Origin of the sequence: Ensifer sesbaniae (assembly GCF_013283665.1) — a bacterium.
Taxonomy (GTDB): domain Bacteria; phylum Pseudomonadota; class Alphaproteobacteria; order Rhizobiales; family Rhizobiaceae; genus Ensifer; species Ensifer sesbaniae.
The window spans coordinates 2,249,709-2,275,387 of record NZ_JABEKU010000002.1; the positions used below are offsets into that span (position 1 = coordinate 2,249,709).

General features: G+C 62.0%; 22 protein-coding genes and 3 pseudogenes. 13 read left to right on the forward strand and 12 right to left on the reverse strand.

The window, feature by feature from the left end:
- The first annotated feature begins 1 nt into the window (after position 1).
- The 4 genes from BHMPCIPO_RS28235 to BHMPCIPO_RS28250 all read left to right on the forward strand — a co-directional run bounded on the left by BHMPCIPO_RS28235 (position 2) and on the right by BHMPCIPO_RS28250 (position 3,220).
- On the forward strand, positions 2 to 823 hold the full coding sequence (locus tag BHMPCIPO_RS28235) for a chromate resistance protein ChrB domain-containing protein (RefSeq protein WP_173520012.1): 822 nt from the start codon (positions 2 to 4) through the stop codon (positions 821 to 823).
- Positions 816 to 2,231: a chromate efflux transporter gene (gene chrA, locus BHMPCIPO_RS28240; RefSeq protein WP_376741727.1), complete on the forward strand. Its 1,416-nt coding sequence runs from the start codon at positions 816 to 818 to the stop codon at positions 2,229 to 2,231. Before BHMPCIPO_RS28235 ends, chrA begins: the two co-directional genes overlap by 8 nt.
- Before the next feature lie 327 nt (positions 2,232 to 2,558).
- Positions 2,559 to 2,813: a type II toxin-antitoxin system Phd/YefM family antitoxin gene (locus tag BHMPCIPO_RS28245; RefSeq protein ID WP_173520014.1), complete on the forward strand. Its 255-nt coding sequence runs from the start codon at positions 2,559 to 2,561 to the stop codon at positions 2,811 to 2,813.
- A complete protein-coding gene (locus BHMPCIPO_RS28250) occupies positions 2,813 to 3,220 on the forward strand; it encodes a type II toxin-antitoxin system VapC family toxin (RefSeq protein WP_173520015.1) in 408 nt (135 codons plus the stop codon). The genes BHMPCIPO_RS28245 and BHMPCIPO_RS28250 overlap by 1 nt, the downstream gene beginning before the upstream one ends.
- Positions 3,221 to 3,503: 283 nt before the next feature.
- Here BHMPCIPO_RS28250 and BHMPCIPO_RS28255 read toward each other — a convergent pair whose 3' ends face one another.
- Positions 3,504 to 3,701: a hypothetical protein gene (locus BHMPCIPO_RS28255; RefSeq protein ID WP_173520016.1), complete on the reverse strand. Its 198-nt coding sequence runs from the start codon at positions 3,699 to 3,701 to the stop codon at positions 3,504 to 3,506.
- Between the two features lie 301 nt (positions 3,702 to 4,002).
- On the opposite strand from BHMPCIPO_RS28255, the gene BHMPCIPO_RS28260 reads away from it, so the two are divergent.
- The 5 genes from BHMPCIPO_RS28260 (at position 4,003) to BHMPCIPO_RS28280 (ending at position 8,456) form a co-directional block, all read left to right on the forward strand.
- Entirely contained in the window at positions 4,003 to 4,935 is a 933-nt protein-coding gene (locus tag BHMPCIPO_RS28260; RefSeq protein ID WP_173520017.1) for a LysR family transcriptional regulator, read from the forward strand.
- A gap of 143 nt (positions 4,936 to 5,078) precedes the next feature.
- Positions 5,079 to 5,792: an SDR family NAD(P)-dependent oxidoreductase gene (locus tag BHMPCIPO_RS28265; RefSeq protein WP_173520018.1), complete on the forward strand. Its 714-nt coding sequence runs from the start codon at positions 5,079 to 5,081 to the stop codon at positions 5,790 to 5,792.
- 128 nt (positions 5,793 to 5,920) lie between these two features.
- Positions 5,921 to 6,160, forward strand: coding sequence for a tautomerase family protein (locus BHMPCIPO_RS28270; protein ID WP_173520019.1), 240 nt, complete (start codon positions 5,921 to 5,923; stop codon positions 6,158 to 6,160).
- A 224-nt stretch (positions 6,161 to 6,384) separates the two neighbouring features.
- Positions 6,385 to 7,125: a response regulator gene (locus tag BHMPCIPO_RS28275; RefSeq protein ID WP_173520020.1), complete on the forward strand. Its 741-nt coding sequence runs from the start codon at positions 6,385 to 6,387 to the stop codon at positions 7,123 to 7,125.
- A complete protein-coding gene (locus tag BHMPCIPO_RS28280) occupies positions 7,122 to 8,456 on the forward strand; it encodes a sensor histidine kinase (protein ID WP_173520021.1) in 1,335 nt (444 codons plus the stop codon). Before BHMPCIPO_RS28275 ends, BHMPCIPO_RS28280 begins: the two co-directional genes overlap by 4 nt.
- Before the next feature lie 278 nt (positions 8,457 to 8,734).
- Here BHMPCIPO_RS28280 and eglC read toward each other — a convergent pair whose 3' ends face one another.
- The 3 genes and pseudogenes from eglC to BHMPCIPO_RS28295 form a co-directional block, all read right to left on the reverse strand.
- The gene (eglC, locus tag BHMPCIPO_RS28285; protein WP_173520022.1) at positions 8,735 to 10,132 is read right to left on the reverse strand and encodes an endo-1,3-1,4-beta-glycanase EglC; all 1,398 of its coding nucleotides are present in this window, start codon (positions 10,130 to 10,132) and stop codon (positions 8,735 to 8,737) included.
- A gap of 772 nt (positions 10,133 to 10,904) precedes the next feature.
- A complete protein-coding gene (locus tag BHMPCIPO_RS28290) occupies positions 10,905 to 12,344 on the reverse strand; it encodes an FAD-binding oxidoreductase (protein WP_173520224.1) in 1,440 nt (479 codons plus the stop codon).
- A 162-nt stretch (positions 12,345 to 12,506) separates the two neighbouring features.
- Positions 12,507 to 12,737 (reverse strand): annotated as a pseudogene (locus BHMPCIPO_RS28295) (IS1595 family transposase); the annotation flags it as partial.
- 166 nt (positions 12,738 to 12,903) lie between these two features.
- On the opposite strand from BHMPCIPO_RS28295, the gene BHMPCIPO_RS28300 reads away from it, so the two are divergent.
- The 3 genes from BHMPCIPO_RS28300 (at position 12,904) to BHMPCIPO_RS28310 (ending at position 17,878) form a co-directional block, all read left to right on the forward strand.
- Positions 12,904 to 14,775 (forward strand): sigma-54-dependent Fis family transcriptional regulator, encoded by a 1,872-nt coding sequence (locus BHMPCIPO_RS28300; RefSeq protein WP_173520023.1) that lies wholly within the window; start codon positions 12,904 to 12,906, stop codon positions 14,773 to 14,775.
- Between the two features lie 162 nt (positions 14,776 to 14,937).
- On the forward strand, positions 14,938 to 16,011 hold the full coding sequence (locus BHMPCIPO_RS28305) for a 2,3-butanediol dehydrogenase (RefSeq protein WP_173520024.1): 1,074 nt from the start codon (positions 14,938 to 14,940) through the stop codon (positions 16,009 to 16,011).
- 67 nt (positions 16,012 to 16,078) lie between these two features.
- On the forward strand, positions 16,079 to 17,878 hold the full coding sequence (locus tag BHMPCIPO_RS28310; protein ID WP_173520025.1) for an NAD(P)/FAD-dependent oxidoreductase: 1,800 nt from the start codon (positions 16,079 to 16,081) through the stop codon (positions 17,876 to 17,878).
- Positions 17,879 to 18,086: 208 nt separating this feature from the next.
- On the opposite strand, the pseudogene BHMPCIPO_RS28315 reads toward BHMPCIPO_RS28310, so the two are convergent.
- From BHMPCIPO_RS28315 to BHMPCIPO_RS33920, 8 genes and pseudogenes are all read right to left on the reverse strand, one after another.
- Positions 18,087 to 18,379: pseudogene (locus BHMPCIPO_RS28315) on the reverse strand (type II toxin-antitoxin system RelE/ParE family toxin).
- Entirely contained in the window at positions 18,376 to 18,684 is a 309-nt protein-coding gene (locus tag BHMPCIPO_RS28320) for a type II toxin-antitoxin system RelB/DinJ family antitoxin (protein ID WP_173520026.1), read from the reverse strand. The pseudogene BHMPCIPO_RS28315 and the gene BHMPCIPO_RS28320 overlap by 4 nt, the downstream one beginning before the upstream one ends.
- A gap of 226 nt (positions 18,685 to 18,910) precedes the next feature.
- Positions 18,911 to 19,960, reverse strand: coding sequence for a sn-glycerol-3-phosphate import ATP-binding protein UgpC (locus BHMPCIPO_RS28325; RefSeq protein WP_173520027.1), 1,050 nt, complete (start codon positions 19,958 to 19,960; stop codon positions 18,911 to 18,913).
- Positions 19,960 to 20,808 (reverse strand): sn-glycerol-3-phosphate ABC transporter permease UgpE, encoded by an 849-nt coding sequence (gene ugpE, locus BHMPCIPO_RS28330; RefSeq protein WP_173520028.1) that lies wholly within the window; start codon positions 20,806 to 20,808, stop codon positions 19,960 to 19,962. Before ugpE ends, BHMPCIPO_RS28325 begins: the two co-directional genes overlap by 1 nt.
- A gap of 7 nt (positions 20,809 to 20,815) precedes the next feature.
- Positions 20,816 to 21,697: a sn-glycerol-3-phosphate ABC transporter permease UgpA gene (ugpA, locus tag BHMPCIPO_RS28335; RefSeq protein WP_173520029.1), complete on the reverse strand. Its 882-nt coding sequence runs from the start codon at positions 21,695 to 21,697 to the stop codon at positions 20,816 to 20,818.
- A gap of 167 nt (positions 21,698 to 21,864) precedes the next feature.
- The gene (gene ugpB / locus BHMPCIPO_RS28340) at positions 21,865 to 23,169 is read right to left on the reverse strand and encodes a sn-glycerol-3-phosphate ABC transporter substrate-binding protein UgpB (protein ID WP_173520030.1); all 1,305 of its coding nucleotides are present in this window, start codon (positions 23,167 to 23,169) and stop codon (positions 21,865 to 21,867) included.
- A gap of 309 nt (positions 23,170 to 23,478) precedes the next feature.
- Positions 23,479 to 24,222, reverse strand: coding sequence for a DMT family transporter (locus tag BHMPCIPO_RS33540; RefSeq protein ID WP_282439099.1), 744 nt, complete (start codon positions 24,220 to 24,222; stop codon positions 23,479 to 23,481).
- 1 nt (position 24,223) lies between these two features.
- Positions 24,224 to 24,532: pseudogene (locus BHMPCIPO_RS33920) on the reverse strand (DMT family transporter); the annotation flags it as partial.
- 208 nt (positions 24,533 to 24,740) lie between these two features.
- Between BHMPCIPO_RS33920 and BHMPCIPO_RS28350 the strand changes: the two are divergent.
- Positions 24,741 to 25,670 carry a LysR family transcriptional regulator gene (locus BHMPCIPO_RS28350; protein WP_173520031.1) on the forward strand — a complete coding sequence of 310 codons (930 nt, stop codon included), beginning with the start codon at positions 24,741 to 24,743 and terminating at the stop codon, positions 25,668 to 25,670.
- Positions 25,671 to 25,679: the final 9 nt, after the last annotated feature.

A 25,679-nucleotide genomic window follows, 5' to 3' on the forward strand; every position in this document is an offset into this window, starting at 1 on the left:
CATGTCGTCATTTCTCGAAATATCCTCGGAAAAACTCTCCCGCCTCATCGGCACGCCGAACTGCCCGGCACTGATCGATGTCAGGATCGACGAAGACTTCGATGCCGATCCACGCCTCATCCCAGGTTCCCACCGGCGTGACTATCGCCGGGTGCAGGACTGGATGAAGGATGTCGACAGAACAGCGGCAATCATCATCTGCCAGCAGGGCAAGAAGCTGAGCCATGGCGTTGCAGCCTGGCTTCGACATGCCGGCATTGCTGCCGACGTGCTCGAAGGCGGTTTCGAGGCCTGGGCGGAGGGCGGCCATCCGGCCGTGCCGGCTTCTGCTATCCCCGAACGGGACACCAATGGACGAACCGTCTGGGTGACACGGGCGCGACCGAAGATCGACCGTATCGCCTGTCCCTGGCTGATCCGCCGCTTCGTCGACCCGATGGCGGTGTTCCTGTATGTCGCCCCATCCGAGGTCGAGTTGGTCGGCGAGCGCTTCGGCGCCACGCCCTTCGATATCGATGCCCCGATCCGCTGGAGCCACCGCGGCGAGCTCTGCACCTTCGACGTCATGGTAGAGCAATTCGGCCTGGCAACCGCCCCGCTGCTGCGGCTCGCGACCATCGTGCGCGGGGCCGACACCGCCCGTCTCGAGCTTGCGCCCGAGGCACCTGGTCTGCTGGCCGCCTCTCTCGGTCTTTCGCGCATGTATGCTGACGACCTGGAGCAACTGGAAGCAGGGATGCTGCTCTACGACGCCTTCTATCGCTGGTGCCGGGACGCGACCAACGAGACGCACAACTGGCCCTCGCCGAAGAAGGATCTCTGAGATGACCGATATCGCTGACAAGGCCGCGCCCGACGTGGCGCGGCAAGGGCAGAGCCACGGCATTTCGTTTAGCGAAGCGGTGCGGGTATGGGCGCGCATCGCGGCGCTGAGCTTCGGGGGCCCGGCCGGACAGATCGCGGTGATGCACCGCATCCTCGTTGATGAGAAGCGCTGGATCGGCGAGCATCGCTTCCTGCATGCGCTGAACTACTGCATGCTGCTGCCTGGACCCGAGGCGCAGCAGCTTGCCGTCTATATCGGCTGGCTCCTGCACCGCACCGCCGGCGGCCTCATTGCCGGCCTTCTCTTCGTGCTTCCTGGTTTCCTGGCGATCCTGGGCTTGAGCTACATCTACACCGCCTTCGGTAATGTCACCGTCGTCGAAGGGCTGTTCTTCGGCCTCAAGGCCGCCGTGCTCGCGGTGGTTTTCCAGGCCGTCTTCCGCATTGGCGGCCGGGCCCTCAAGAACCGGATGATGGTCGGCATCGCGGCAGTCGCCTTCATCGCCATTTTCTTGTTTCGCGTTCCCTTCCCCCTGATCATCCTTGCAGCCGGTGTGCTTGGCTATGTCGGGGCGCGCGTCGGCTCGCCGCTTTTTCGCATCGGCGGCGGACACAAGGGTGGCACGGGCACATTTCTGAGAGACGAGGACTCCGCGCTCGGCGAGGAAATCCCCGTTCACGCACGCCCCAATCTTGCATGGTCGCTTCGGATCTCCGGCGTCCTGCTTGCGTTGTGGCTCTTGCCGTTGGCGCTCATCGTCATCGTCCTCGGCCGGGAGAGCGTCTTCAGCCAGATCGGCCTGTTCTTCAGCCAGATGGCGGTCGTCACCTTTGGCGGCGCCTATGCCGTGCTCGCCTATGTCGCCCAGGAGGCGGTCCAGCACTACGGCTGGCTAAGGCCCAGCGAGATGCTCGACGGTCTCGGCATGGCCGAGACGACGCCTGGGCCGCTGATCATGGTGGTGCAGTTCGTGGGCTTCATGGGCGCCTACCGTGATCCGGGTGGGCTCCATCCGATGGCGGCGGCGACACTGGGCGCGATGCTGACCACCTGGGTGACCTTCGTGCCCTGCTTCCTCTGGATCTTCCTCGGGGCGCCCTTCATCGAGCGGCTGCGGAACAACATCGCGCTCACAGGCGCCATGTCGGCGATCACCGCCGCCGTCGTCGGCGTGATCCTCAACCTTGCCGTCTGGTTCGGCCTGCACACGTTGTTTGCGGAGCTCGTGAGCTGGCAATTCGGGCCGTTCGCGCTCGACATACCGGTGCTACGGTCGCTGGTCATGCCATCGCTCCTGCTGACGGTTGCTGCCGGCACGGCGATCTTCCGCTTCAACGCCTCGGTCATCACGACGCTGCTTGCCTGCGCGTTTGCCGGCATGGGCTGGACGCTGGCAACCGCATGATTGCGGAGGCGACATCTCGTCTTGGTCTCGTCGCTTTGTGCAGAGGATTTGGCGGGTTATAGCTTTGGTAGGTCGTCGGGTTTGATGAGCCATTCGACGCTTCGCGCGACGCCCAGCCGCCTTCCGTGTCGATCTCGACCGACCCGAACCAACGGGGCTCGCACGCGCCCCTGCCCCCGAGCGTCCATGGTGTCAGCCATCAGCAACAGCACGGGATCGCGCAACGCCGCTTCGTCCTCTCACCCTCGATCGGTAGAAAATTGCGCTTTCATCCGGTAGAGGGTGGGTGTATATAGCTAGACAGACTAGCTAGTTTGGAGCGCAATCATGGAATGGCAGTTGCAGGACGCCAAGAACCACTTTTCGAAAGTGGTGCAGAAGGCCCGACACGAGGGGCCGCAGATCGTCACGCTGCGTGGCGAGCGCGCGGCGGTGGTCCTGTCCGCCCATGACTATGACGCCCTGCGCGCCGGCCGACCGACGCTGGTCGACGATCTACTTGGCGGTCCCCCTTGGAATGATGAGCTTGCCGATGCGGTCGAGGCGCGCGCCAAGACACCAAGCCGCGACGTGGCCTTCTGATGTATCTGGTTGATACCAACATCGTTTCGGAGGCGCGGCGCGGCACGCCGCAGGCGATTGCCTGGTTGCGCTCGGTCGATCCGCTCAGTATCCATCTGAGCGCGCTGACCCTCGGCGAAATCATGCGCGGTATTGCGCTGAAGCAGAAGTTGGATCCGAAGGCCGCTGCTCACCTCACCGAATGGCTGCGCAAGCTGCGCCACGACCACGGCGACCGCATCCTCCCGGTGACCGACCAGATCGCCGTCGAATGGGGCCGCATCGCCGCCATCCGGCCGCGTGGCGATATTGACGGGCTCCTCGCCGCGACCGCGATCGTCCACGACCTGATCCTCGTCACGCGCAACGTCAAGGATTTTGAAGACACGGACGCATCTGTGATCAATCCCTGGGAGACATCGGCGTGAGCGGCCCACCCACGAGCTTGGAACTGACAGAAGTCGATCTCTCCGACCAGCTGGTGTAACGGTCGACACAAGCCCCGGGTGGCACTGCACAGGAAGCGATGCCGCCCTGCCGGCGCACCTCGAGCGCCTCGCCGATGCCGATGCCGATGCGCAGCATGCTCAAGAGTTCGTGGCGTTCGGTTGGTCGAGATCGACACGAAGGCGCTCCGGTGTCGAACGAAGCAATGGCTCGTCGAACCCGACTGTGCACCAAAGCTACAACCCGTCAATCCTCTGCGCAGAGCTACTCGCCGTCGTAGACCGACTGCGGCAGGTGAAAGCCTTCCGGCAATTGCGATCCGTAGAAGCGCTCTTCCGGCGGAGATGGCGGAGGTTCGCGGTGTTTCACCGCAAAGGCGGCGAGCACGGCCTTGAGCTGTACCGGCCGATAATGTTCGACAAGACTTGGAGGTGGATCTTGCTCGTCCGTCTGTCGCGACATCAGGCCCTCCTGGAAACAGCTCGTTACGCACCGACAGTGCCAGCCAATCGATCTCGCTGCAACTATCCACCGACGCAGTCGCCCGTTTGTCAGTGCGACCATTGGACAATTGACCTCTGGCCACTCCGGGTTTCCTTTATGGCCCCGTGCGATGCCCGGGCTATCAATCTTCGCCGATTGATCACCAGCTCCTCGGAACGTGGCCCCGACCCCGCAAGAGGAAGATGCCCGCCCCTTTACTTCTGCCAAGCCGCGGGTGAATGCTTGCCAATAGGCAACCATCATCGCGAAAGTCGGCAGAATGGATCGTATCGACGCCATGAAAGTCTTCGTGACTGCTGTCGACGAAGGCAGCCTCGCAGCCGCGGCCCGACTGCTGAAGCGATCGCCGACGGCCGTCAGCCGCGCCCTGAACCTGCTTGAAGCCCATGTCGGGGTCGAGTTGCTGCATCGAACGACGCGATCGCTGAAGCTCAGCGAGGCCGGCCAGCGCTACGCGGCGGCCTGCCGGCGGGTGCTGATCGATCTCGAAGAGGCCGACATGCTCGCAGGTGGCGAACGTGCGGCCCCTCGCGGCACGCTGACGATTTCCGCGCCACCGATCGTTGGCGAAGAGGTCCTGCGTCCGATCCTCGACGACTTCCTCAACCTCCACCAGGCGGTATCAGCCAGGCTTCTCTTGCTCGACCGCTTCGTGAACCTCGTCGACGAGGGTGTCGATATTGCGCTCCGCATCGGCCATCTCGCCGACTCGTCGCTGATTTCGACACGGATCGGCGGCGATGTCCGGCGCGTGGTCGTCGCCTCGCCCCGCTATCTTGCCAACCATCCGCGGATCGGCGAGCCGGCCGATCTCGCCAAACACCAGATCGTCGCCTTCACCAACTTCGGCCTCGATTCCTGGACATTCACGCCAGCCGAAGGCTCGTTGATCCCACGCACGGTGCAGTTCACACCGCGGTGCATCGTCAACAGTGTGCGTGCCGCGCTCGACTTTGCCGCTGCGGGTACTGGCCTGACCCGGCTCTACTCCTATCATGTCGCGCGCTATGTCAGCGATGGGCGGCTGAAAATCGTGCTGGCTGACGCCGAGCATCCGCCGATGCCGGTTCACCTTCTTGCGCCACAGGGCCGCATGTCGGTGCCGAAGGTTCGCGCCTTTACCGATTTCGCGTTACCGCGTCTCAGGACCGAGTTCTCACGAATGGCAACAGAAGCCGGCAAGCTCGGCTAACTATGCCGATTTTCGGTTGACTGACTGTCGAATGGCGCCAATTCTCCCACTCATCGGATGGGTCTAAATCTGATTGCACCAACGCCGAGGGCGAAGGACGGGCCGGACCAAGCGCCCGTTGCAGTCGAAGAAGGATCACATCCATGAGCAATGAGCAGAAGGTCGCCGTCATCACTGGTGCATCGCAGGGCATCGGCGCCGCCCTGGTTCAGGCCTACCGCGATCGCAACTACCGGGTCGTCGCCACGTCCCGTTCCATCCAGGGAAGTTCGGACGCTGGCATTCTCAGCGTTGCCGGCGATATCAGCGAGCCGGAGACCGCCGAGCGGGTGGTTCATCTGGGCTTGGAACGCTTCGGCCGTATCGATACGCTGGTCAACAATGCCGGCGTCTTCACCGCCAAGCCGTTCACCGAATTCACCCAGGAAGACTATGATCTGAACATGGGCGTCAACGTCGCCGGCTTCTTCCACATCACCCAACACGCGGCCCGCGAGATGCTGAAGCAGGGCTCCGGTCACATCGTCAGCATCACGACCAGCCTCGTGAACCAGCCGATTGCTGGCGTCCCGGCAGCGCTTGCATCTATCACGAAGGGTGGGCTGAATTCCGTGACCCAGGCGCTCGCCATTGAGTTTGCCAAGACCGGCGTTCGCGTCAATGCCGTCTCGCCGGGCATCATCAAGACCCCGATGCACGCGCCAGAAACGCACGCGGCCCTCTCGACATTGCATCCCGTCGGCCGCATGGGCGAAATTCGCGACATCGTCGACGCCGTCCTCTACCTGGAGGGCGCTGGCTTCGTCACCGGTGAGATCCTGCATGTGGATGGCGGACAGAACGCCGGACGCTGGTAGGCAACTCTCAGGCGTGAGGGGAGCGGCTGTCGGCCCAATCCTGGTCGCTCCTCCGCCTTCCCACCCATTGCACAAGGGTGCGGCCCCTGATGGCGCTATCACCTCCCAGATTTGAAGAGGAAACGACAATGCCGATCGTTACAGTTCAGGTGACCCGAGAAGGCACCACTGCGGACCGCAAGGCGGTCACGGCCGAGGAAAAGGCCGAAATCATCAAGGGCGTGAGCCAGGTGCTGCTCGACGTGCTCAACAAGCCGTTGGAATCGACCTACGTGCTCATCGAGGAAGTCGAACTCGACAATTGGGGCTGGGGCGGCCTGCCGACCGCGCAATATCGCGCTCAGCGGGCGGTCGAGGCAAAGGCCTGACACCTCCGACCAGACGTCCCTGCTACCCGCCGCTCGAAAGCAAGCGGCGGGTTTCGTTTGCGAAATTGTGTCGAAATGTATCCGGAGGTGCTTGCATTACATTCTCATGCAAGTCTGGATGTTGCGAACACACCGAGGACATATCCCAGGCGCCAATCAGGCTGAGCAGGCCGGATGATGCCGCAAGGACGCGACGACTGAACCGGATATGAGGAGCTTGCTCGATGGAGCATATCGACCATGTATTGATTGTCGATGACGACCGTGAAATCCGGGAACTCGTGTCTAGTTATCTCAAGAAGAACGGGCTGCGCGCAACGGCCGTCGCCGACGGGCGGCAGATGCGCAGCTTCCTCGAAGGAGATACCGTGGATCTCATCGTGCTCGACGTGATGATGCCGGGCGACGATGGGCTCGTGCTCAGCCGCGAGCTGCGCGCCAGCAAGCACAAGGCAATCCCGATCATCATGCTGACGGCCCGCAGCGACGAGATGGACCGTATCCTCGGCCTCGAGATGGGCGCGGACGATTATCTCTCCAAGCCGTTCTCGGCGCGCGAACTGCTCGCGCGCATCAAGGCGGTGCTCCGACGCGCGCGCATGCTGCCGCCGAACCTGCAGATCTCGGAGGCCGGACAGTTGCTGCGATTCGGCCAGTGGAAACTCGATACGACCGCCCGGCACCTGATCGATGCGGAAGGCACGGTGGTCGCATTGAGCGGTGCCGAATATCGGTTGCTGAAGGTGTTCATCGACCATCCCCAACGCGTGCTCAACCGCGACCAGTTGCTCAATCTCACCCAGGGCCGCGAGGCCGAACTCTTCGACCGATCGATCGATCTGCTCGTCAGCCGGGTTCGCCAGCGGCTGGGCGACGATGCCCGTGAACCGACCTACATCAAGACGGTGCGCAGCGAAGGTTATGTCTTCTCGGTGCCGATCGAAATCATGGAGGCGCGGGAATGACGACGCGTGCCGAGCCAAAAGGTTTTCGACTGTGGCCGCGCACGCTCAGGGCGCGGCTCTTCGTTATCCTTCTGGCCGGCCTCATCATCGCGCATGTCATGTCGTTCACCGTCCTGTTCTTCGAGCGCTATATGGCCGCCAGGTCGGTCATGTTCGATACGCTCGAAAACGACATTGCGACGTCGATCGCCATCCTCGATCGCCTGCCCGCGCCCGAGCGAGCCTCGTGGCTTACGCGCCTGGCCCGCGACAATTACGGCTTCGTTCTCGGACCCGGCATTCCCGGCAATCCGTCGCTCGATCCGGCCGCCATGGAGATCGCGTCAAAAATCGAGCGGGCGACGGGCCTTCGATTTCCGGTCAAGGTGGAAACGATCCCGGGCGACCGCCGCCATCTGCAGGCGCATCTGACGCTGAGCGACGGCTCGCCGCTGACGATCGACGTCTTTCCCAAGGGGGTCATGCCCTTGGCCGATTGGCTGCCCTTCGTGCTCGTGGCCCAGCTCGCACTTCTGCTCCTGTGCGCCTGGTTCGCCATGCGTCAGGCGGTGCGCCCGCTCGTCAATCTTGCCGCGGCTGCCGATACGCTCGATCCGAACCGGAACACGCCGCGCCTCAGCGAGACCGGACCTACGGAGGTTGCCTATGCGGCGACCGCGTTCAACGCCATGCGCGACCGGATCGCCCAGTATCTCGAAGAGCGGGTCCAGATCCTTGCCGCCATTTCCCACGATCTGCAGACGCCGATCACCCGCATGAAGCTACGCGCCGAGATGGCGGATGATTTCGCCGACCGGGAGAAGCTGATCCAGGATCTGGGCCAGATCGAAAGCCTGGTTAAGGAAGGCGTCGCCTATGCGCGCAGCGCCCATGGCAACGTCGAAAAGGCGACACGCATCGACCTTGCCTCCTTCGTCGAAAGCCTCGTCTATGATTATCAGGACACCGGCAAGGTCGTTGCCATCAGCGCTGTCGATCGCGGCGCGATCATCACCCGGCCGCAGGCTCTCAGACGTATCCTCACCAACCTGATCGACAATGCGCTCAAGTTCGGCGGCAGCGCCGAGATCGAGGCCAGCCAGCTTTCTGACGACGCGGTGATAATCAAGGTGCTCGACCGCGGGCCCGGCATTCCCGATGATCAACTGGATGCCGTACTCAAACCCTTCGTCCGGCTGGAGGATTCCCGCAATCGCGATACCGGCGGTACCGGCCTCGGTCTTGCCATCGCCCAGCAGCTCGCGGCCTCGATCAACGCCTCGCTGACCCTCAAGAACCGCGACGGCGGTGGATTGATCGCAGAGCTCGCCATTCGTCATCATCGGGCATGAGACATAACAAGGCGCGGCTATTTCGCATGCCTGTGCCTCGCCGCTTCAATACAACCGATCCTCCAGTATCCGGCTTTGTGGTTCCGCACCTGCGTTGTTTCGGTCGGCACGCAGGACGTCTGAAGCCCGTTACAGATGCTTGCCAAGGATGGTCGTCTTATCGGCGCAGATCTTGCGCATGGTGCGGAATCGCGCACGTTGCCCACTGACGGCGACTGATCTCTTTCTTCGAAGGTTTGGCAGGGCCGGCCGCGGAAGCGGCCGCCCCCGTTGTCTGCCTAGATATCCCAATCAGAGTTCAGCGAGTACGCCTCGATGGAGTCGATCTTCATCTCCGATCCGTCGGCAAAGTCGTCATTGGGCGTGTCCGCCATGCCACCGACCGCGAGATTGACGACCATATACATTGGCTCGTGCATATCTGCGGGCGTGTCGGCGCGGGCGATCTCGGTATCGTCGAAGTACCAGACGATCTCGTCTTTCGTCCAAAGCACGCCGTAGTCGTGAAACCCATCGGTATCGGCAACCTGCACTCCGTCTCGGGTCATTGTGTGTTCGCCGCTTTCATTGGAATGGGCGGTGGTGATCACGGTATTCGTGTCCTGCCCGCGCATTTCGACGACGTCGAGTTCCGGCGGCCAGGAGCCGTCGGCGGGCAGCAGCCAGAAAGCGGGCCAGGCTCCCTGATCATCCGGCATGTCGGCCCGCATCTCGAAGTAGCCGTAGGTCTGGGCGAAGGAGGAGTACGTCGTCAGCATGCCCGATGTATAGTCATAGCCACCGATTTCGGCCTGGATCTCCTCCGAGGCACGCTCTGCGGTGATCGTCAGCACGCCTTCCTCGACCGAAAACGGGTTGGCGGAAGCGGTCGGTTCGTAGCTCGGATTGACGTACCACTGCAGTTCACCGTTTTCGACGAGCGTTGCTCCCTCTTCCGGCGCCCACCAGTATTTCGTGTCCCAGACACCGCCTGTGTCGTTGCGGAGTTGAAGCGTGTCGAAGTCGTCCGAGAAAGTCTGCGTCAGGGACGACCGATCCAGGCTCAACTGGAACTGGCTCTCGTGCAGCTGATCGGCTGTCGTATCGGAAAAGACCAGGCTTTCGCCATCGGTCAGATGAAGGCGGAGATCCTCCCCCTCCTGGGCAGAATTGGCCAGGACCTGGTCGAACGAGGTAATTCCATAACCGTCGAGGCGGACAGTGTCGTTGGAGCTGAAATCGGCAATGAGGTCGCTGCCATTGCCGTGCCCGAACACGAAGGTATCGGCGCCACCGGCACCGAACAGCACGTCGTTACCGGCGCCTCCGTCGATGGTCTGGCTGCCCGAACCACCCCTGATGATGTTGTCGGCACTATTGCCGAACGCGTGCCGGCCGTCGCCGGTGACGGTCAGATTCTCGAAATTCTGCGGCAAGGTGTAGCTCATCCACGTATCGATCGTGTCTACGCCTTCGCCTTGGTCTTCATAGGCTCGGTTCGTCGATGAATAGAGATAGTAGACATCGTCGCCCGTGCCGCCGACCATCGTTACGTCGACGGAACTGTCGCCCCAGATGGAATCATTGCCCGGCGTGCCATAAAGGGTCGGTCCGGATCCGGTTGCGGAAAACCATGCCGTCGAACCTCCGCTGTAATAGACCGGCTGTCCTAGGGCGTTCATGGCAGTTCTGCTCATCGAGAAGTCTCCTGCTTCATTGCGTGCCCCTTCCCGACGAACACCCCTAGCATCTCTGACTGTGGCCTGTCGCCCACACCTCCAACTCTTTTGCCGCGACGCACTCCTCAACCTGCGATGCAGCAAGTGGCGCCGACCGACCGGATACGGCGCGGCGCCAAAGCGCTACCCCGTGTGGCCGGTCCCAGCCCAGGCGATCTTCTCAACCCGATGACTGGTCGAGGGACCGCTGCCGAGGCACCGCGGCCTCGTGCCCTGCCGCATATGAAGGCATAGCGCTGGTTTCCTGCCAAACAACTGCACCGAAGACGCGCACGTCCTCGGAGAGCCCGAAGAGGATTTCCTTATGCCGGATGGTGGCGGGCGCTCGTAGGCACCGACGCCGACCCCGATAACGGTGGCGCTTTCCATTACAGCCTTGTAATCACCCTGTTTGAAGGCGGCCGAACCTGGTGTCGCCTGGTAGCGACAAGCTCGCGCCGCAGAGTGTCGGGCCGGCGCGCCGAGATTGTGCAGTCCGATGCCGAGCGCGATGGTCGCAAGCGCAACCAGTCGGCCACCCCTGTCGTTGGGAGATCGACCTGATCGACAGGCAGATGCTTGATGCTTGCGACCGCATCCGCGCACTCGCCGAGCCATGACGACACGTATTTTGCCGACCTTAGGAAGCACACTCGGAGGATTGCCTATACACCGGGGCTGCTCGCAGGCCTCGATCTCAGCACCGCCCTCGCCGCCCTCGCCGGCCGCCCCTTGCTGGAGGCGATCACGTTCAGGCCGCGCCGCGTTCCTCGTTCGGCCGAACGTTCTGGTTCAGCCGGAAGAGGTTCTGCGGGTCGTAGCGCCGCTTGACCTCCACAAGTCGGCGGTAGTTGCCGCCATAGGCCGCCTCAACCCGGTCGACCTCGTCTTCCGGCATGAAATTGACGTAGGCTGTGCCAGCGGCATGGGGCTTGGCGGCCTCGAAGAGATGCCGCGCCCAATCGATGCAGGCCCGGTCCATCGCCGGATCGCGCCAGCGGGCGTGCACATTCATGACGAAATGCGAACCGCGCTGCGGGAAAGCAGTCTCCTCGACTGCGATGCGACCGGCGGCCCCGCCGACATGGCCGATGAATATCTCGCATTCCGGCCCCGGCAGTTGCCGGATGGCATCGAGCAGTAAGCCCGTGGTCTGATCGGAAAGCTCCAGGAAATCATGGCTCTTCCAGTAGTTGCGCGCGCCGGGGGCCAGCAATGGATCGAAGGCCTGCTGCCAGGCGACGAAGGGATGCGGCGCGACGACGTCGGCGATCGGCCTGCCGATCGCGCGAAGGCCGGCCGTCGCCTTCTCACCCGCCTCGAGATCGCCGCAATAGCACATCGCGAGCACGAGCACCTCCTTGCCGTGCCACTCGGCAGGAAGGAACGGCAGCGGTGGAGCCTGCCGCATCACCACCCAGCAGGTGAGTTCGTCCGGCGCGTTTTCAAGCGCCTGCCGGTACTGCTGGAGCACGTTTTGCGCATCGGCGAAGGGATGGACGACGAGCCCGGAGAGAACCTCCGGCCCGAGATCGTGCAGTTCGAATTCGAACGCCGTGACGACGCCGAAATTCCCGCCGCCGCCTCTTAAGCCCCAGAAGAGGTCGCGGTGCTCCGTCGGGCTGGCGCGCACCAGTTCGCCGTTCGCCGTGACCACATCGGCCGAAAGCAGGTTATCGATCGTTAAACCGAACTTGCGCGTGATCCATCCAAAGCCACCGCCGAGCGTCAGGCCGGCAATGCCGGTCGTGGAATTTATGCCGGTCGGCAGGGCGAGGCGGAATGCCTGCGTCTCCTTGTCGACATCGGCAAGCGTCGCTCCCGGCTCGACCCAGGCCCTCTTCGTAGTCGCATCGACACGTACCGATTTCATAGGCGTCAAGTCGATCATCAGGCCGCCGTCGCAGACCCCGTTCCCGGCAATGTTGTGACCACCGCCACGCACGGCGACGAGCAGGTGGTTTTCAGCCGCGAAGCGAACCGCATGGGCGACATCGGCAGCCCCGGCGCACTGCACGATCAGTCCGGGCCTGCGGTCGATCATGGCGTTCCAGATCGTCCGCGACTCATCATAGGTGGCGTCGGTCGCGTTTAGGACTCGACCGCGCAACCGTCCCGCCAGCACCTCGATCGCCGCGGCGCTGATCATTGTTACTCCCGCTTGCAGATTGGTGAGGCTCATATCGTCCATGATTCGCTCCTCCAACAGGAAGCATTGCCCCAGCGGCCAGCATTCTGCGCCTTTGCCGCGCACCCGGCAAGCGCGCCGGCGACCGCCATCCATAGCCCTTTGGGGTGCTGTCGGCCCAAATCGTCGATGCCGTGTTCCCCCCATCACGACCTTCCGGAGTTGAGGAAGCATTGTCGAATGCAGAGGCGTGTGCGTTGTCGCTGTGAACCGGAACCGGCAATCTCCGGTTGAACATTGATCCAGCCAAGACCGGGCGCGTCGCTTGCCCATGTCCCGACCAGCGATCGCGATCGAACGTTTGTAGCCGCAGGCCCGGCAGACCCGACCATCGGGCGACACCATGCTTTCCAGCAATCTGCGGCAATGTACCTCGTCGCGGAAGCCCGCAACCATCTCCTCTCTCAACGACAATGCTGTCTTTGGTTGATAAGCCGCGTTGTTCGGCAGGCGCTATGCCCTCCTATGGAGAATGACGCACAATCTCGTCCGTTGCATCCTGAGAGATGTGCATTGTCGATACGCCGAGAGTGTGTCAGCTTCCCGTGTAGGAGGATGGTCGATGATAACGCCGCTATCGCATATACGTGAGATAGAGCGTGTAGCTTCGGGAGCCGCGAGCCCGCGCGATGCGCCCGTCGTCCAATCCTGGCTTCGCTGCCTCAACGATTACAAGCTGGATCCGACAATCGCGCAGGAAGCCTATATTGTTCCGGGATCGAAGCTGCGCGAGCATCGCGAGCAGGCAGAAGAGCTGATCCGCATCGGTCGCTCCGGCCTTGAAGGGCTGTTCAATCAAGTCGCCGAACAGAACTATGTCCTGTTGCTGTCCGATGCGCGCGGCGTCACGGTCGATTTCATGGGGGATCCGACCTTCGACAACCAGTTGCGCAAGGCGGGTCTCTATCTCGGTTCGGAATGGTCGGAGAGCCGCGCGGGCACCTGTGCCGTCGGGGCCTGCATCGTCTCCGGCGAACCGGTCATCATTCATCAGGACGATCATTTCGACGCCAGCCATATCGGATTGACCTGTACGGCAGCACCCGTCTTCGACACGCTTGGCGACCTCACCGCCGTGCTCGATATCTCCCAGCTCCGATCGCCTTCCGCCAAGGCGAGCCAGCAACTGGCGTTGCATCTGGTGTCCGCCACCGCCCGGCGGATCGAGCTCGCCAATCTCATGACCCGTACCCGCAATGACTGGGTCCTGCGGCTCGCTCGCTCCCCGGAATTCCTCGATGTCGACCCGGACGCCGCCATCGCACTGGATGGCAGCGGCCGCATCACCGGAATGACCCATGGCGGTTTTGGCGCACTCGCCCGCTCGATGAACATACGAAGCCTCAGAACGCGCGACTTCCTTGGCCTGCCCATCTCCGAGGTTTTCGATATCGACGTGGACGACCTGCCCAACTTCATGCGCGGCCGGCCGAACGGCGAGCGCCTGCTCCGGGCCAAGAGCGGCCTGGTCCTCTTCGCCAGCGCAATCGCGCCCGTCGTCAATGTTCGAGCGCCTGCCGTTCCGGAACCGCGGCTGCCCCGGGCTTTGCGCGACCTCAGCCACGGCGACGCGGCAATGGAACGGGTGCAGGCACGCGCGGCGAAGCTTGCCACTCGCCATATCCCGATCCTCATTCAGGGAGAAACGGGCAGCGGCAAGGAATATCTTGCGCGTGCGATCCACGACAGTTGCGGCGACAACGGCAATTTCGTCGCCGTCAATTGCGCGGCGATCCCGGAGCACCTCATCGAATCCGAACTTTTTGGCTATGCGCCCGGCGCGTTCACCGGCGCCAGCCAGAGGGGTAAGCGCGGCCTGATCGAGGACGCCGATGGCGGCACCCTGTTTCTCGACGAGATCGGCGACATGCCGCTTTCGCTGCAAAGCCGGCTATTGCGCGTGCTTTCGGAAAACGAGATCCAGCCGGTCGGCGCACTGAAGGCCCGCCCGATCCGCCTGCGCGTCGTCTCCGCCTCCCACCGCGACCTCGCAGAACTGGTGAAGGAAGGTCGGTTCCGGCAGGATCTCTATTATCGCCTGAACGCCGCGACGCTCTCGCTTCCCGCATTGCGGGAGCGCCAGGATCTCGGCTGGCTGATCGACCAGTTGCTCTCTCGCATCGAGAAGGAGAACAACGAGTCCTACCGGATCGACAAGGCCGCGCGGGCGGCATTGCTGGCGCATGAATGGCCGGGAAATCTGCGCGAGCTTTCCAACGTCCTGCGGGTGGCCGCGGCACTTTCCGAACGCGGCCTCATAGATGCCGAGTGCCTGCCGGAACAGCTCTTCTCCGCCTCCGTCTCTCCGCTACCTGGCGAAGACGACGCATTGCGTCAGGCGCTCAAAGACTGCGGCGACAACGTCTCGGCACTTGCAAGGAAACTCGGGGTCAACCGCTCAACGATCCACCGCCGTCTGAAGCGGCTCAACTGACGCAACGTCTGCAACACCTGTTGCAGAGCAACTGTTGCATTCCCTGAATGCCTTCGACGAAGAGCTTTTTAAGCCATTGATATCACGCCGCAAATAGGCGTCCCGTCGATTTGGCATGCCGTTTGCTGCGCCTCCTGTGCAAGAACAACAGGAGGAAACGAAATGAAAGCTCTGCGCTTTCACGCCGCCAGGGATTTACGCATCGATGAAGTCGAGGCCCCACCGGAGCCTGGGCCAGGTGAGGTGCTGGTGGAAAATCGGTTCTGCGGCATCTGCGGGACCGATCTGCATGAATATGCCTATGGTCCGATCTTCATCCCGAAGGAACCGCATCCCTTCACCGGCGCCCATGGGCCGCAGATTCTCGGTCATGAATTCGGCGGCGTGGTGAAGGCGATCGGCGAAGGGGTCAGCCATGTGAAGCCGGGCGACCGGGTCTCGATCCAGCCTTTGATCATGCCGCGCCGTGGCGACTACTATGCCGATCGCGGCCTGTTTCACCTGAGCGCCGACCTCGCTCTTGCAGGGCTCTCCTGGCATTCCGGCGGGATGGCGCAAGCCGCCCTTCTCAACGACTACAACGTGCAGCCCATACCCGATGCCCTGTCAGACGAGGAGGCTGCGCTGATCGAACCGACCGCAGTCGCCGTTTATGCCTGCGACCGCGGTGGCGTCACTGCGGGCAACAGCGTGCTGGTCACCGGCGCGGGACCGATCGGCATTCTCGTCGCCATGGCCGCGCGAGCCGCCGGCGCATCGAAGATCTTCCTCTCCGACCTCAACGACACCCGGCTGGCGCTGGCAAAGGAGGCGCTTGGCGAAGTCCGCACGATCAACCCCAAAATGGAAAAGGTCAGCGACGTCGTGCAAGCCGAGACCGAGGGCGGCGTCGGTTGCGACGTCGCAATCGAATGCGTCGGCAACGAACATGCACTCAAGAACTGCGCAAGCGCCGTGCGCAAGCAGGGTGTCGTGGTACAGACCGGTCTTCATCCCGGCGAAAACCCGCTGAACTGGTTCGACGTGACCTTCAAGGACATCGATATCCGCGGTTCCTGGGCCTACCCGACCCATTACTGGCCGCGGGTCGCACGCCTGATCGCCAGCGGCCAGATACCGGCCCGCCGCATCGTCACCAAATATGTCTCGCTCGCCGAGGCCGTTTCGGCCGGGTTCGACCAGTTGCTCGACCCCGCCGGCACTCATCTGAAAATTCTGATCGACCTCAAGCGCTAGGCCGATCCGCGTTGCGGGACGGTTGAAGAGCCGCCCCGTTTTCCATCGAAGAGCAGGAGGAGAAACAATGCTCGACAAGACCCCCACCACCCGCGTCCAGGCACTGCTTGATGCCTTTGGCGTCGCACTCGAAGCCGGCCGCATCGACGATGCGACCAGCCTCTTTGCCGAGGAATGCTACTGGCGCGATCTCGTCGCCTTCACCTGGAACATCAAGACCGTCGAGGGGCGCGATCAGGTACGCGACATGCTTCTTGCGCAGCTTGCCTCCGCAAAGCCCTCCAACTGGCGCGTCGCCGCCGGCGAGGAAGCGACAGAGGCGGATGGCGTACTCGAAAGCTGGATCTCGTTCGAGACGGCGACCGGGCGCGGCTATGGCCTCGTGCGCATCAAGAACGGCCTCATCTGGACGCTACTGACGGCACTGGCAGAACTCAAAGGTCACGAGGAGAAATCCGGCTTCACCCGCCCGCTCGGTGCCAAGCACGGCCAGAATGTCGGCGCGAAGACCTGGAAGGAGGAGCGCGAGCACGAGGAGCGCACGCTCGGTTATGAGACGCAGCCCTATGTCGTGATCATCGGCGGCGGACAGGGCGGCATTGCGCTGGGTGCCAGGCTTCGCCAACTGGGCGTGCCCACCATCATCCTCGAGAAAAACGATCGGCCGGGCGACAGCTGGCGCAAGCGCTACAAGTCGCTCTGCCTGCACGACCCGGTCTGGTACGATCACCTGCCCTACATCGATTTCCCGAAGAACTGGCCGGTCTTCGCGCCGAAGGACAAGATCGGCGACTGGCTGGAATTCTATACGAAGGTAATGGAGCTGAACTACTGGACGCGCTCCACCGCCAAGTCGGCGAAATGGGACGAAGCCACGAAGGAATGGACGATCGTGGTCGACCGCGACGGCGAGGAAGTGTTGCTGCGCCCGAAGCAGCTCGTCTTCGCAACCGGTATGTCCGGCAAGGCAAACATTCCGGACTTCAAGGGCCGCGAGCGCTTCAAGGGCGAGCAGCATCATTCCTCGCAGCATCCGGGGCCGGATGGCTACAAGGGCAAGAAGGTCGTCGTCATCGGCTCGAACAATTCGGCCCATGACATCTGCGCGGCCCTTTACGAAGGGGGCGTCGACGTCACGATGATCCAGCGCTCGACGACCCATATCGTCAAGTCCGACACGCTGATGGACATCGGCCTCGGCGCGCTCTACTCCGAACAGGCGCTGGCAAATGGCGTGACGACGGCCAAGGCGGATCTCATCTTCGCCTCGCTCCCCTACCGGATCATGCACGAGTTCCAGATCCCGCTTTACGACAAGATGCGCGAGCGCGATGCCGACTTCTATGCGGCGCTGGAGAAAGCCGGCTTCCAGCTCGATTGGGGCGCTGACGGCTCGGGTCTTTTCATGAAGTATCTGCGCCGCGGATCCGGCTACTATATCGATATCGGCGCTTCGCAGCTGATCATCGACGGCAAGGTGAAACTTGCCGCGGGACAGGTGGAAGAGATCACCGAAACCTCCGTAAAACTGTCTGACGGCAAGGAACTCCCGGCCGACGTCATCGTCTATGCGACGGGCTACGGCTCGATGAACGGCTGGGTCGCCGATCTCATAGACCAGGAAACCGCCGACAAGGTCGGCAAGGTCTGGGGGCTCGGCTCCGATACGCCGAAGGATCCCGGCCCCTGGGAGGGCGAGCAACGCAACATGTGGAAGCCGACGCAACAGGAGGCGCTGTGGTTCCACGGCGGCAACCTGCACCAGTCGCGCCACTACTCGCAGTATCTCTCGCTGCAACTGAAGGCGCGCTTGGAAGGTATTCACACACCGGTCTACGGCCTGCAAAGCGTTCATCACAAACGCTGATTGAAGCCAGACGACGAGAGGGCGGTTTGACCGCCCTCTCGTCGTGCCCGGCCGGGTCCATTGAAAAGAGGCTGGCAAATAACGACTCAGGTCCAGCTCGGTAGGGGCGGCGCCGTCAGAGGTTCACCGGGGACGGATCGCATTCGACAATGCCAAGCTCTTGAAGGAAGTCGAACCGCGGGCCGCAAAGCATGCATTGATGTTGTGTCTACTCGTCGCCGAACTCGAAGGGCCAAATCTGGGCGCCATGCAAAATACGAAGAATGCGATTCGATCCACCATCAGCATGTAGGCTGCGATGTATGGTGTGCGTGGGATTACCAACTCCCGCGTTCCCTCTATTCGACCAGGTCGACCGCTTTCGGGAAAATCGAGGAGACGGCGAACGGCTCGCGCAATCTCCTCGTCGACGTGAACCGCCGCCTTCGGGTTCTCATTTTCAATGTAAGTGAAGATGGCATCGCGATCGTCAAGCGCATACTGCGCCCAGACAATCCTCATCGGCCGCCCGCTCCGGATTTACGCGCAGCCGCCATCCGACGCTCGCGGAATCGAGCCTCCGCGTCGCCATCCTCGAGATCGGGTCGCGTGTCTTCAAGAGCCTGCAACACCTTCGCGCGGAACCAGGCATCATGAGCGTCAGTGCCACCAACCAGTTCCAGTGGAAGCGAGCCTTCGTTTGCCGTTCGAGTTAAAAGGATTCGAACAGCATCCGAAACCGTCAGTCCCATATTCTGTAGGACAGCAGTAGCGCGGTCCCGAATATCGGGATCAATCCGAGTCTGTACGATTGCATTTGAAACCATCGCAAATCTCCTTCGGTTTCAGTGTAATGCAATTGCATGACAAACTTCAGTCCAGCCATACACGCCGAGCATTCCGGTCGATATATCATGCACTTCGGTCAGCTTTTCCAAACGTTCTTTTCTACGTGCGGTCCCCCTTGTGCCGCGGGCGCTTTGTAATTGGCGGTATTGCTAACCGTGTTTTTTTTGCAGCCCCACGGCCCTGAAGCGCACTCGAACTGGGGCCTCATCCAAACCGATGGCCGTTCGCATCGAACATGTGGAGAGCATCGGCGCTCGCCCCGACTTTCACCGCGTCGCCGATCGCGTTGCGGGCACGCCCGGAAACGCGAAAGATCAGTTCACTGCCGTTTTCGAGCCTGCCGTGCAGCAGGCTTTCGGCTCCGACCAGTTCGATCCCGTCGACGCGAACCGTCGCCTCGAAGGCCGGAGCCGGACCATTGGCAAGTATCGGGGAAAGGTCCTCTGGACGGACGCCCAGCGTAAAGTCACCATTCGGACGCGCCACGTCAGGGGCGAGCGACCAGCCCGCCGACGCGTCCCTGCCGTGCAGCAGGTTCATGGAAGGCGAGCCGATGAAGGTGGCGACAAAGGTGGTCGCGGGCTTCTCGTAGAGCTCCAGCGGCGTGCCGACCTGTTCGATCCGGCCGGCGCTGACGACAACGAGCCGATCGGCGAGCGTCATCGCTTCCATCTGATCGTGTGTGACATAGACGCTCGTCGTCCCGAGGGAGCGCTGCAGCCGCTTGATCTCTATACGCATCTGCCCGCGCAGCTTCGCGTCGAGGTTTGACAGCGGCTCGTCAAAGAGAAAGGCCGCGGGTTGGCGAACGATGGCCCGTCCCATGGCAACCCGCTGGCGCTGGCCGCCCGAGAGCTGCCGCGGCTTCCGGTCGAGATAGGGTTCGATCTCCAGTGTCTTCGCCGCGGCGGCGATGCGCCGATCGATCTCGGCACTCGGTGTTTTCCGGTTCTTGAGACCATAGGCGAGGTTCTGTCGCACGGTCATATGCGGATAGAGCGCGTAATTCTGGAACACCATGGCGATGTCGCGTTCCGCCGGCTCGACATCGTTGACCTGGCGCCCGCCGATGAGGATATCGCCGCCCGTAATGCCTTCGAGGCCTGCGATCATGCGCAAAAGCGTGGACTTGCCACATCCCGACGGGCCGACCAGAACGACGAACTCGCCGTCGTCGATGTCGAGCGAAACGCCCTTGATCGCCTCCACCGTGCCGTAGGACTTGCGGACGTCTTTGAGGGTAATCTCAGCCATTACTTTTCTGTCTCCACAAGGCCTTTGACGAACCAGCGCTGCATCAGCACGACGACGAGAATGGGGGGAATGATCGCAAGGATTGCGGTCACCATGACATAATTCCAGGGGGTCGAAGCGTCGGTGAAATCGATCATCCGCCTGAGCCCGATGATGATCGTGTTCATTTTCGCATCGTTGGTCACGAGCAGCGGCCAGAGATATTGGGTCCAGCCATAGATGAAGAGAATGACGAAGAGCGCAGCAATGTTCGTTGCCGAGAGCGGCAGCAGGATGTCCCGCATGAAGCGGAACGGACCGGCATTGTCGATGCGTGCGGCCTCGACCAGTTCGCCCGGTATCGTCAGGAAGAACTGGCGAAAGAGGAAAGTCGCCGTGGCCGAAGCCATCAGAGGCAGCGTCAAACCCGCATAGGTGTCGATCAGGCCGAGGTCGACGATCACCTTGTAGGTCGGCAGGATACGCACCTCGACCGGAAGCATCAGGGTGATGAAGATCATCCAGAAGAACAGCATTTTCAGCGGGAAACGAAAGAAGACGATCGCGAAGGCCGACAGGAAGGAAATCACGATCTTGCCGACGGCAATCGCGATCGCCACGACCGTCGAATTGAACAGCAGCCGCTCGAGGCTGACGCCGACGACGCGCTCGACGCCGCCGCCGACCGCCTCCCTGTAGTTCGAGACGAGATGATCGCCGACCGCAAGCGACATGGGTGGCCGCACGATCTCAATCGAAGTGTGCGTGGAAGCGACGAAGGTGTAGTAGATCGGCAGCGCGACGATGATGATCCCGAGCACGAGCACCAAGTGGCTGATCAGGGTGGAAATCGGACGATTCTCGATCATCGGCTTCTCACGAATAATGGACCCGCTTCTCGACGAAGCGGAACTGGAAGGCCGTCAGCGCGACGACGATGATCATCAGGATCACCGACTGGGCCGCCGAACTGCCGAGGTCGAGATTGACGAAACCGTCGTTGTACACCTTGTAGACGAGCGTCTCGGTCGCCTTTGCCGGACCGCCCCCTGTTACCGCGTGGATGATGCCGAAGGTATCGAAGAAGGCGTAGACGGTGTTGACGACGAGAAGGAAGAAGGTCGTCGGCGCGAGAAGCGGAAAGACGATGGTCCAGAACCGCTTGGTGCCGCGCGCGCCGTCAATTGACGCTGCCTCGATCAGCGATTTCGGGATCGCCTGCAGACCAGCGACGAAGAAGAGAAAATTGTAGCTGATCTGTTTCCACGCCGCCGCGACGATGACCAGCCACATCGCCTGGTTACCGTTGAGCAACGGATCCCAGACGAAGCCGTTCCGCCGCAAGATATAGGCGAAGGTTCCCATCGCCGGATTGAACATGAAAAGCCACAACATGCCGGCAACCGCCGGGGCGACCGCATAGGGCCAGATCAGGAGCGTGCGGTAGACGTTGCGCCCGCGCACCACACGGTCGGCGGAGGTCGCCAGCAAAAGCGCGAGAGCCATCGACAACAGCGCAGTTGCGAGACTGAACACGACCGTCACCTGCAGCGAGTGCAGGTAGTCCGGATTGGCGAGAATGGCCCGGAAATTGGCAAGGCCGACAAAACCGGACTTCAGGCCGAACGGATCCTCGCGCAACACCGACTGGTAGAGCGCCTGGCTTGCGGGCCAGAAGAAAAAGACGACCGTCAGGACGATCTGCGGCGCGAGCAGAAGATAGGGCAGCACCTTGTTGGGAAACACGACGGACTGCATGAAACGACCCCTCCATGAATAACCAGTCCGCACCGCCTACAGCGTCGCGCGTCTTATCAGACGCGCAAAGGCCGCTGTAGCACTTTGAAGTGCTGCATGTTTTTGTCCTTTAATCGGCGACGATTAAAGGAAACATGCAGTGGCGGTGCGGACGTTCGCTGAGAAGATCAGTTGCCGATCGCGGCAGTGATCGCCGCGTTTGCCTTCGCTACACCTTCGCTGAGAGCCGTCTTTGCATCCTTCTGTCCAGCAAGCATCGCCTCGAATTCTTCGTTGAGAATGTCGCGAACCTGCGGAAGGTTGACGAGGCGAACGCCCTTCGAATTTTCGGTCGGCGCCTTGCCCATCATTTGCTTGATCGGCGTTTCGCGACCCGGATTCTTTTCATAGAAGCCGGACTTCTTGGTTTCCTCATAGGCTGCGAGCGTCACGGGCAGATAACCAGAGACCTGGTGGAGCTGGGCCTGGGTTTCCGTTTTCGAGAGGAAATGGAAGAACTCGGCCACGCCCTTGTATTCGGCATCACTCTTGCCGGCGAAGACCCAGAGGCTTGCGCCACCGGGAATGGTGTTTTGCGGGCCATGCCCTTCATAATAGGGAAGCTGGCCGACGCCATAATTGACGCCCGACTTCACGATGTCGCCCAGACCGCCGGAAGATTCGGTGAGGATGGCGCATTCGCCTGACATGAAGAGCTGCTTTGCTTCCGAGGTGCGGCCGCCGTAGCGGAAGGTACCGTCCTTGGCGAGGTCGGCAATCGACTGGAAATGCTCGACGAACAGCGGGGCGTCGATCTTCAGTTCCACTTCGAGGCCGGCAAGCCCGTTTTCGTTCGTGCCATAGGGTACATTGTTCCAGGCAGAGAAGTTCTCGGTCTGGATCCAGGTCAACCAGGTCGAGGTGAAGCCGCAATTTGCCGCTCCGCTCGCCTTGATCTTCTTTGCCGCCTCGAAGACCTCAGGCCATGTGGCCGGCGGCTTTGCCGTATCGATGCCGGCCTTCGCGAAAGCGTCCTTGTTGTAATAGAGAACCGGGGAAGACGAGTTGAAGGGGAAGGACAGCATGGTACCGTCCGGCTTGGAATAATAAGCAACGATCCCCGGCAGGTACTGATCCTTGTCGAACTCGTAGCCGCCCTTCTTAAGAACGTCCGCCACCGGGACCACGGCGCCCTCGGCACCCAGCATCACGCCGCTGCCTGCGTCGAAGACTTGCAGGATGGCGGGAGCCTGCCTGGAACGGAAGGCGGCGATACCGGCATTCAGCGTCTCGGCATAGGTCCCCTTGAAGACCGGAACAACCTTGTATTCCGACTGGCTTTCGTTGAACTCCTTGGCAAGCCGTTCAACCGTTTCGTTGTTGGCGCCGGTCATTGCATGCCACCAGGCGAGTTCCGTCGCCGCGAAGGCGCTCGAGGTGGCAAAGATCGAAAGCGCAGATGCGGCCGCAAGGGTCCATTTCAAAGCTCTCATGGCGGTTCCTCCCATTGGTAAGACGATAAGTCCCGATGCTCAGACACGTCGACTCTCCTCAATCGGACGCACCCGACTTTCGCAGCGAAAGTGCGCCGATTAAAAACGAACGATAACGAACCCGCAAGAGAAAACTGGAACGGAAAATTCGCAGATTTTTCATAGTGGAATATTCGTTCTGCTTCATATGCGAATGGCGGATGAAGCGGCCAAACGGACAGAACGAGATGGAGCCAGGCAAGCTGCGGCGGTGACATGGAAATTCTCGAGCGGCCGGCGATCGCCGACCGCGAAAAGATGGCGCCTGTTTCAGACGAGCTTGATCAGAACGACGCCCGCAAGCAGCAGCAGCACCCCGGCAAGGCGCAGGCCCGACACCGGCCTTTGCGGCAGGCGGAACCAGCCGTAACGATCGACGAACACGCTTGCCACCTGCTGCCCCGCGACCGTGAAACCAACGGCGGCAACGGCGCCGATCACCGGGATCGCCGTAAAGACCGTGGTGACATAGGTCGCTCCGGCGAGACCGCCGAGCCAACCCCACCAGGGCATAGCCTGCACGCCGACAATGTTGGGACGGGGTGTCTTCTGTCCGGCGAGCGCCAAGAGCAGCACCGTCGCCATGGCGAGCGTAGCGACGAAGAACGAGATCGCGCCCACCGCAAATGGCGCACCGCCAAGATCATGGCGCAGCAGCGCATTGACGGCCCCCTGGACCGGGAGCACCGCACCGGCCACGAGTGCCAGGGCGATCCATCCAAGCTTGTCAGCCTCGATCTTGTCCTTTCCGCCTTGGCCGAACACGATCATGCCGACGCCGATCAGCACGACGAGCGTACCGATTGCGGCTCCGACCCGAAGCCCGGTTTGCACGACACCCAGCAGGCCGAAGCTGTCGAGCGCGAGAGAGGCGAGCATCTGCCCGGCGATAAAGAGCCCGACGGAAACGACTGCGCCGAGGCGGGGGAAGAGAACGATCGTCGAGACGACGTAGGACGGCCGAGGCAGTGCCTCCGACGAGATGCCACCACTTAGCCTGCGGAACGGTCGCAAGCACGGCCAGTGTCCCGGTGAACAGGGCGACCAGAACCAGCAGGCCGGTGCCGATCGCGAGTTGGAGCGTGGTCGCCACGAACGGCGATCCGACCGCTTTCGAAAGTTGCGCGTTCGCGCCGGCCTGAACGGCGAGCAGACCGCCCGCGACGAGAGCCAATGGGACAAACAGGGTCTCCATGACGGGACCTCCTTGATGAGAATGACGTTGGACGGATGGGAGAAAAGGGATCAGGCGGTGATGCGCTCGCGAAACGGCAGCCGCGGCACGACAAATCTGGTGTCTCCATCGACCGGCCCATCCGATCATGGCTACTTAGTTAGACCGTGCTTTCTCGCAGCGCGATCTGTTGCTTTGCCGAATTCTTCTGCATATTTGCACATCCGCAGCCACGACGACCGCGCAGGCCGACGCAACACCGGTGGCGTAATCAGGCGAGGTCGACTTGGCGGATCCGATCAATAGTGGCGCGCTGCAACTTCGCTCGCTCGGTCACCAACCGTAGCTTTGGGCAATCATGCACAGCCATCACCGTATCGACTGGGAAGATCTCCGTTTTGTCTTGGCGGTCGCGGAGGCAAACTCCCTCGCCGCTGCCGCCCGCGCGCTCGGCGTCAATCACACCACCGTGCTGAGACGCGTTGGATCGTTCGAGCAGAAACTGGGGGTTCGGCTTTTTGATCGCCTCCCTTCCGGCTACACGCGGACAACCGGGGGCGAGGAACTGCTCGCGGTGGCCCGCCAGATGGCCGAGACCGTCACGGAACTCGAACGCCGACTGACGGGGCAGGACCTGCGTCTGGAAGGTAGCCTGCGCATCACCACCACCGACACGCTCATGGCTTCGATTCTGCCATCGATATTGGCAGCCTTCCGGCAGCGCCATCCCGGTGTCCTCCTCGAGGTGAGCACGTCGAACGCTCTCGCAAATCTCTCCCATCGCGACGCGGACGTCGCCATTCGACCAGCGGTCGATTCACCCGATGCCCTGGTTGGCCGCCGAATAGCGAGCGTTGCCTTCGCCGTCTATGCGTCGCCCGCCTACCTGCGGGAACGCGGCCTCGCTTCGATCGAGAAGATCAAGTACGCAAACGAACGCTGGATTGGGCTCGGCGATGCGCTTGCCTCTACATGCGTCGCACGGTGGATGCGGGCGACGCTGTCCTCTCCAGCGGTCCTGCGTTGTGACTCACTCGTTACGGCGCGTGAAACTGCCGCAGCCGGCATCGGCCTTACCGCCCTGCCGTGCTATCTCGGCGATACGACAGCCGGTCTGGTGCGCGTCGGCCCGCCTGTCGCTGAAATGACGAGGGAACTTTGGCTTCTCACCCACGAGGATCTCCGCCGTACGGCCCGCGTCAGCGCCTTTAGCGAGTTTGCGGGCCGGGCACTTGCCAAACAACGCCCGCTGCTCGAAGGGCATCTTCCCTTGGAACGCTCCCGCTAGGGAATTTAC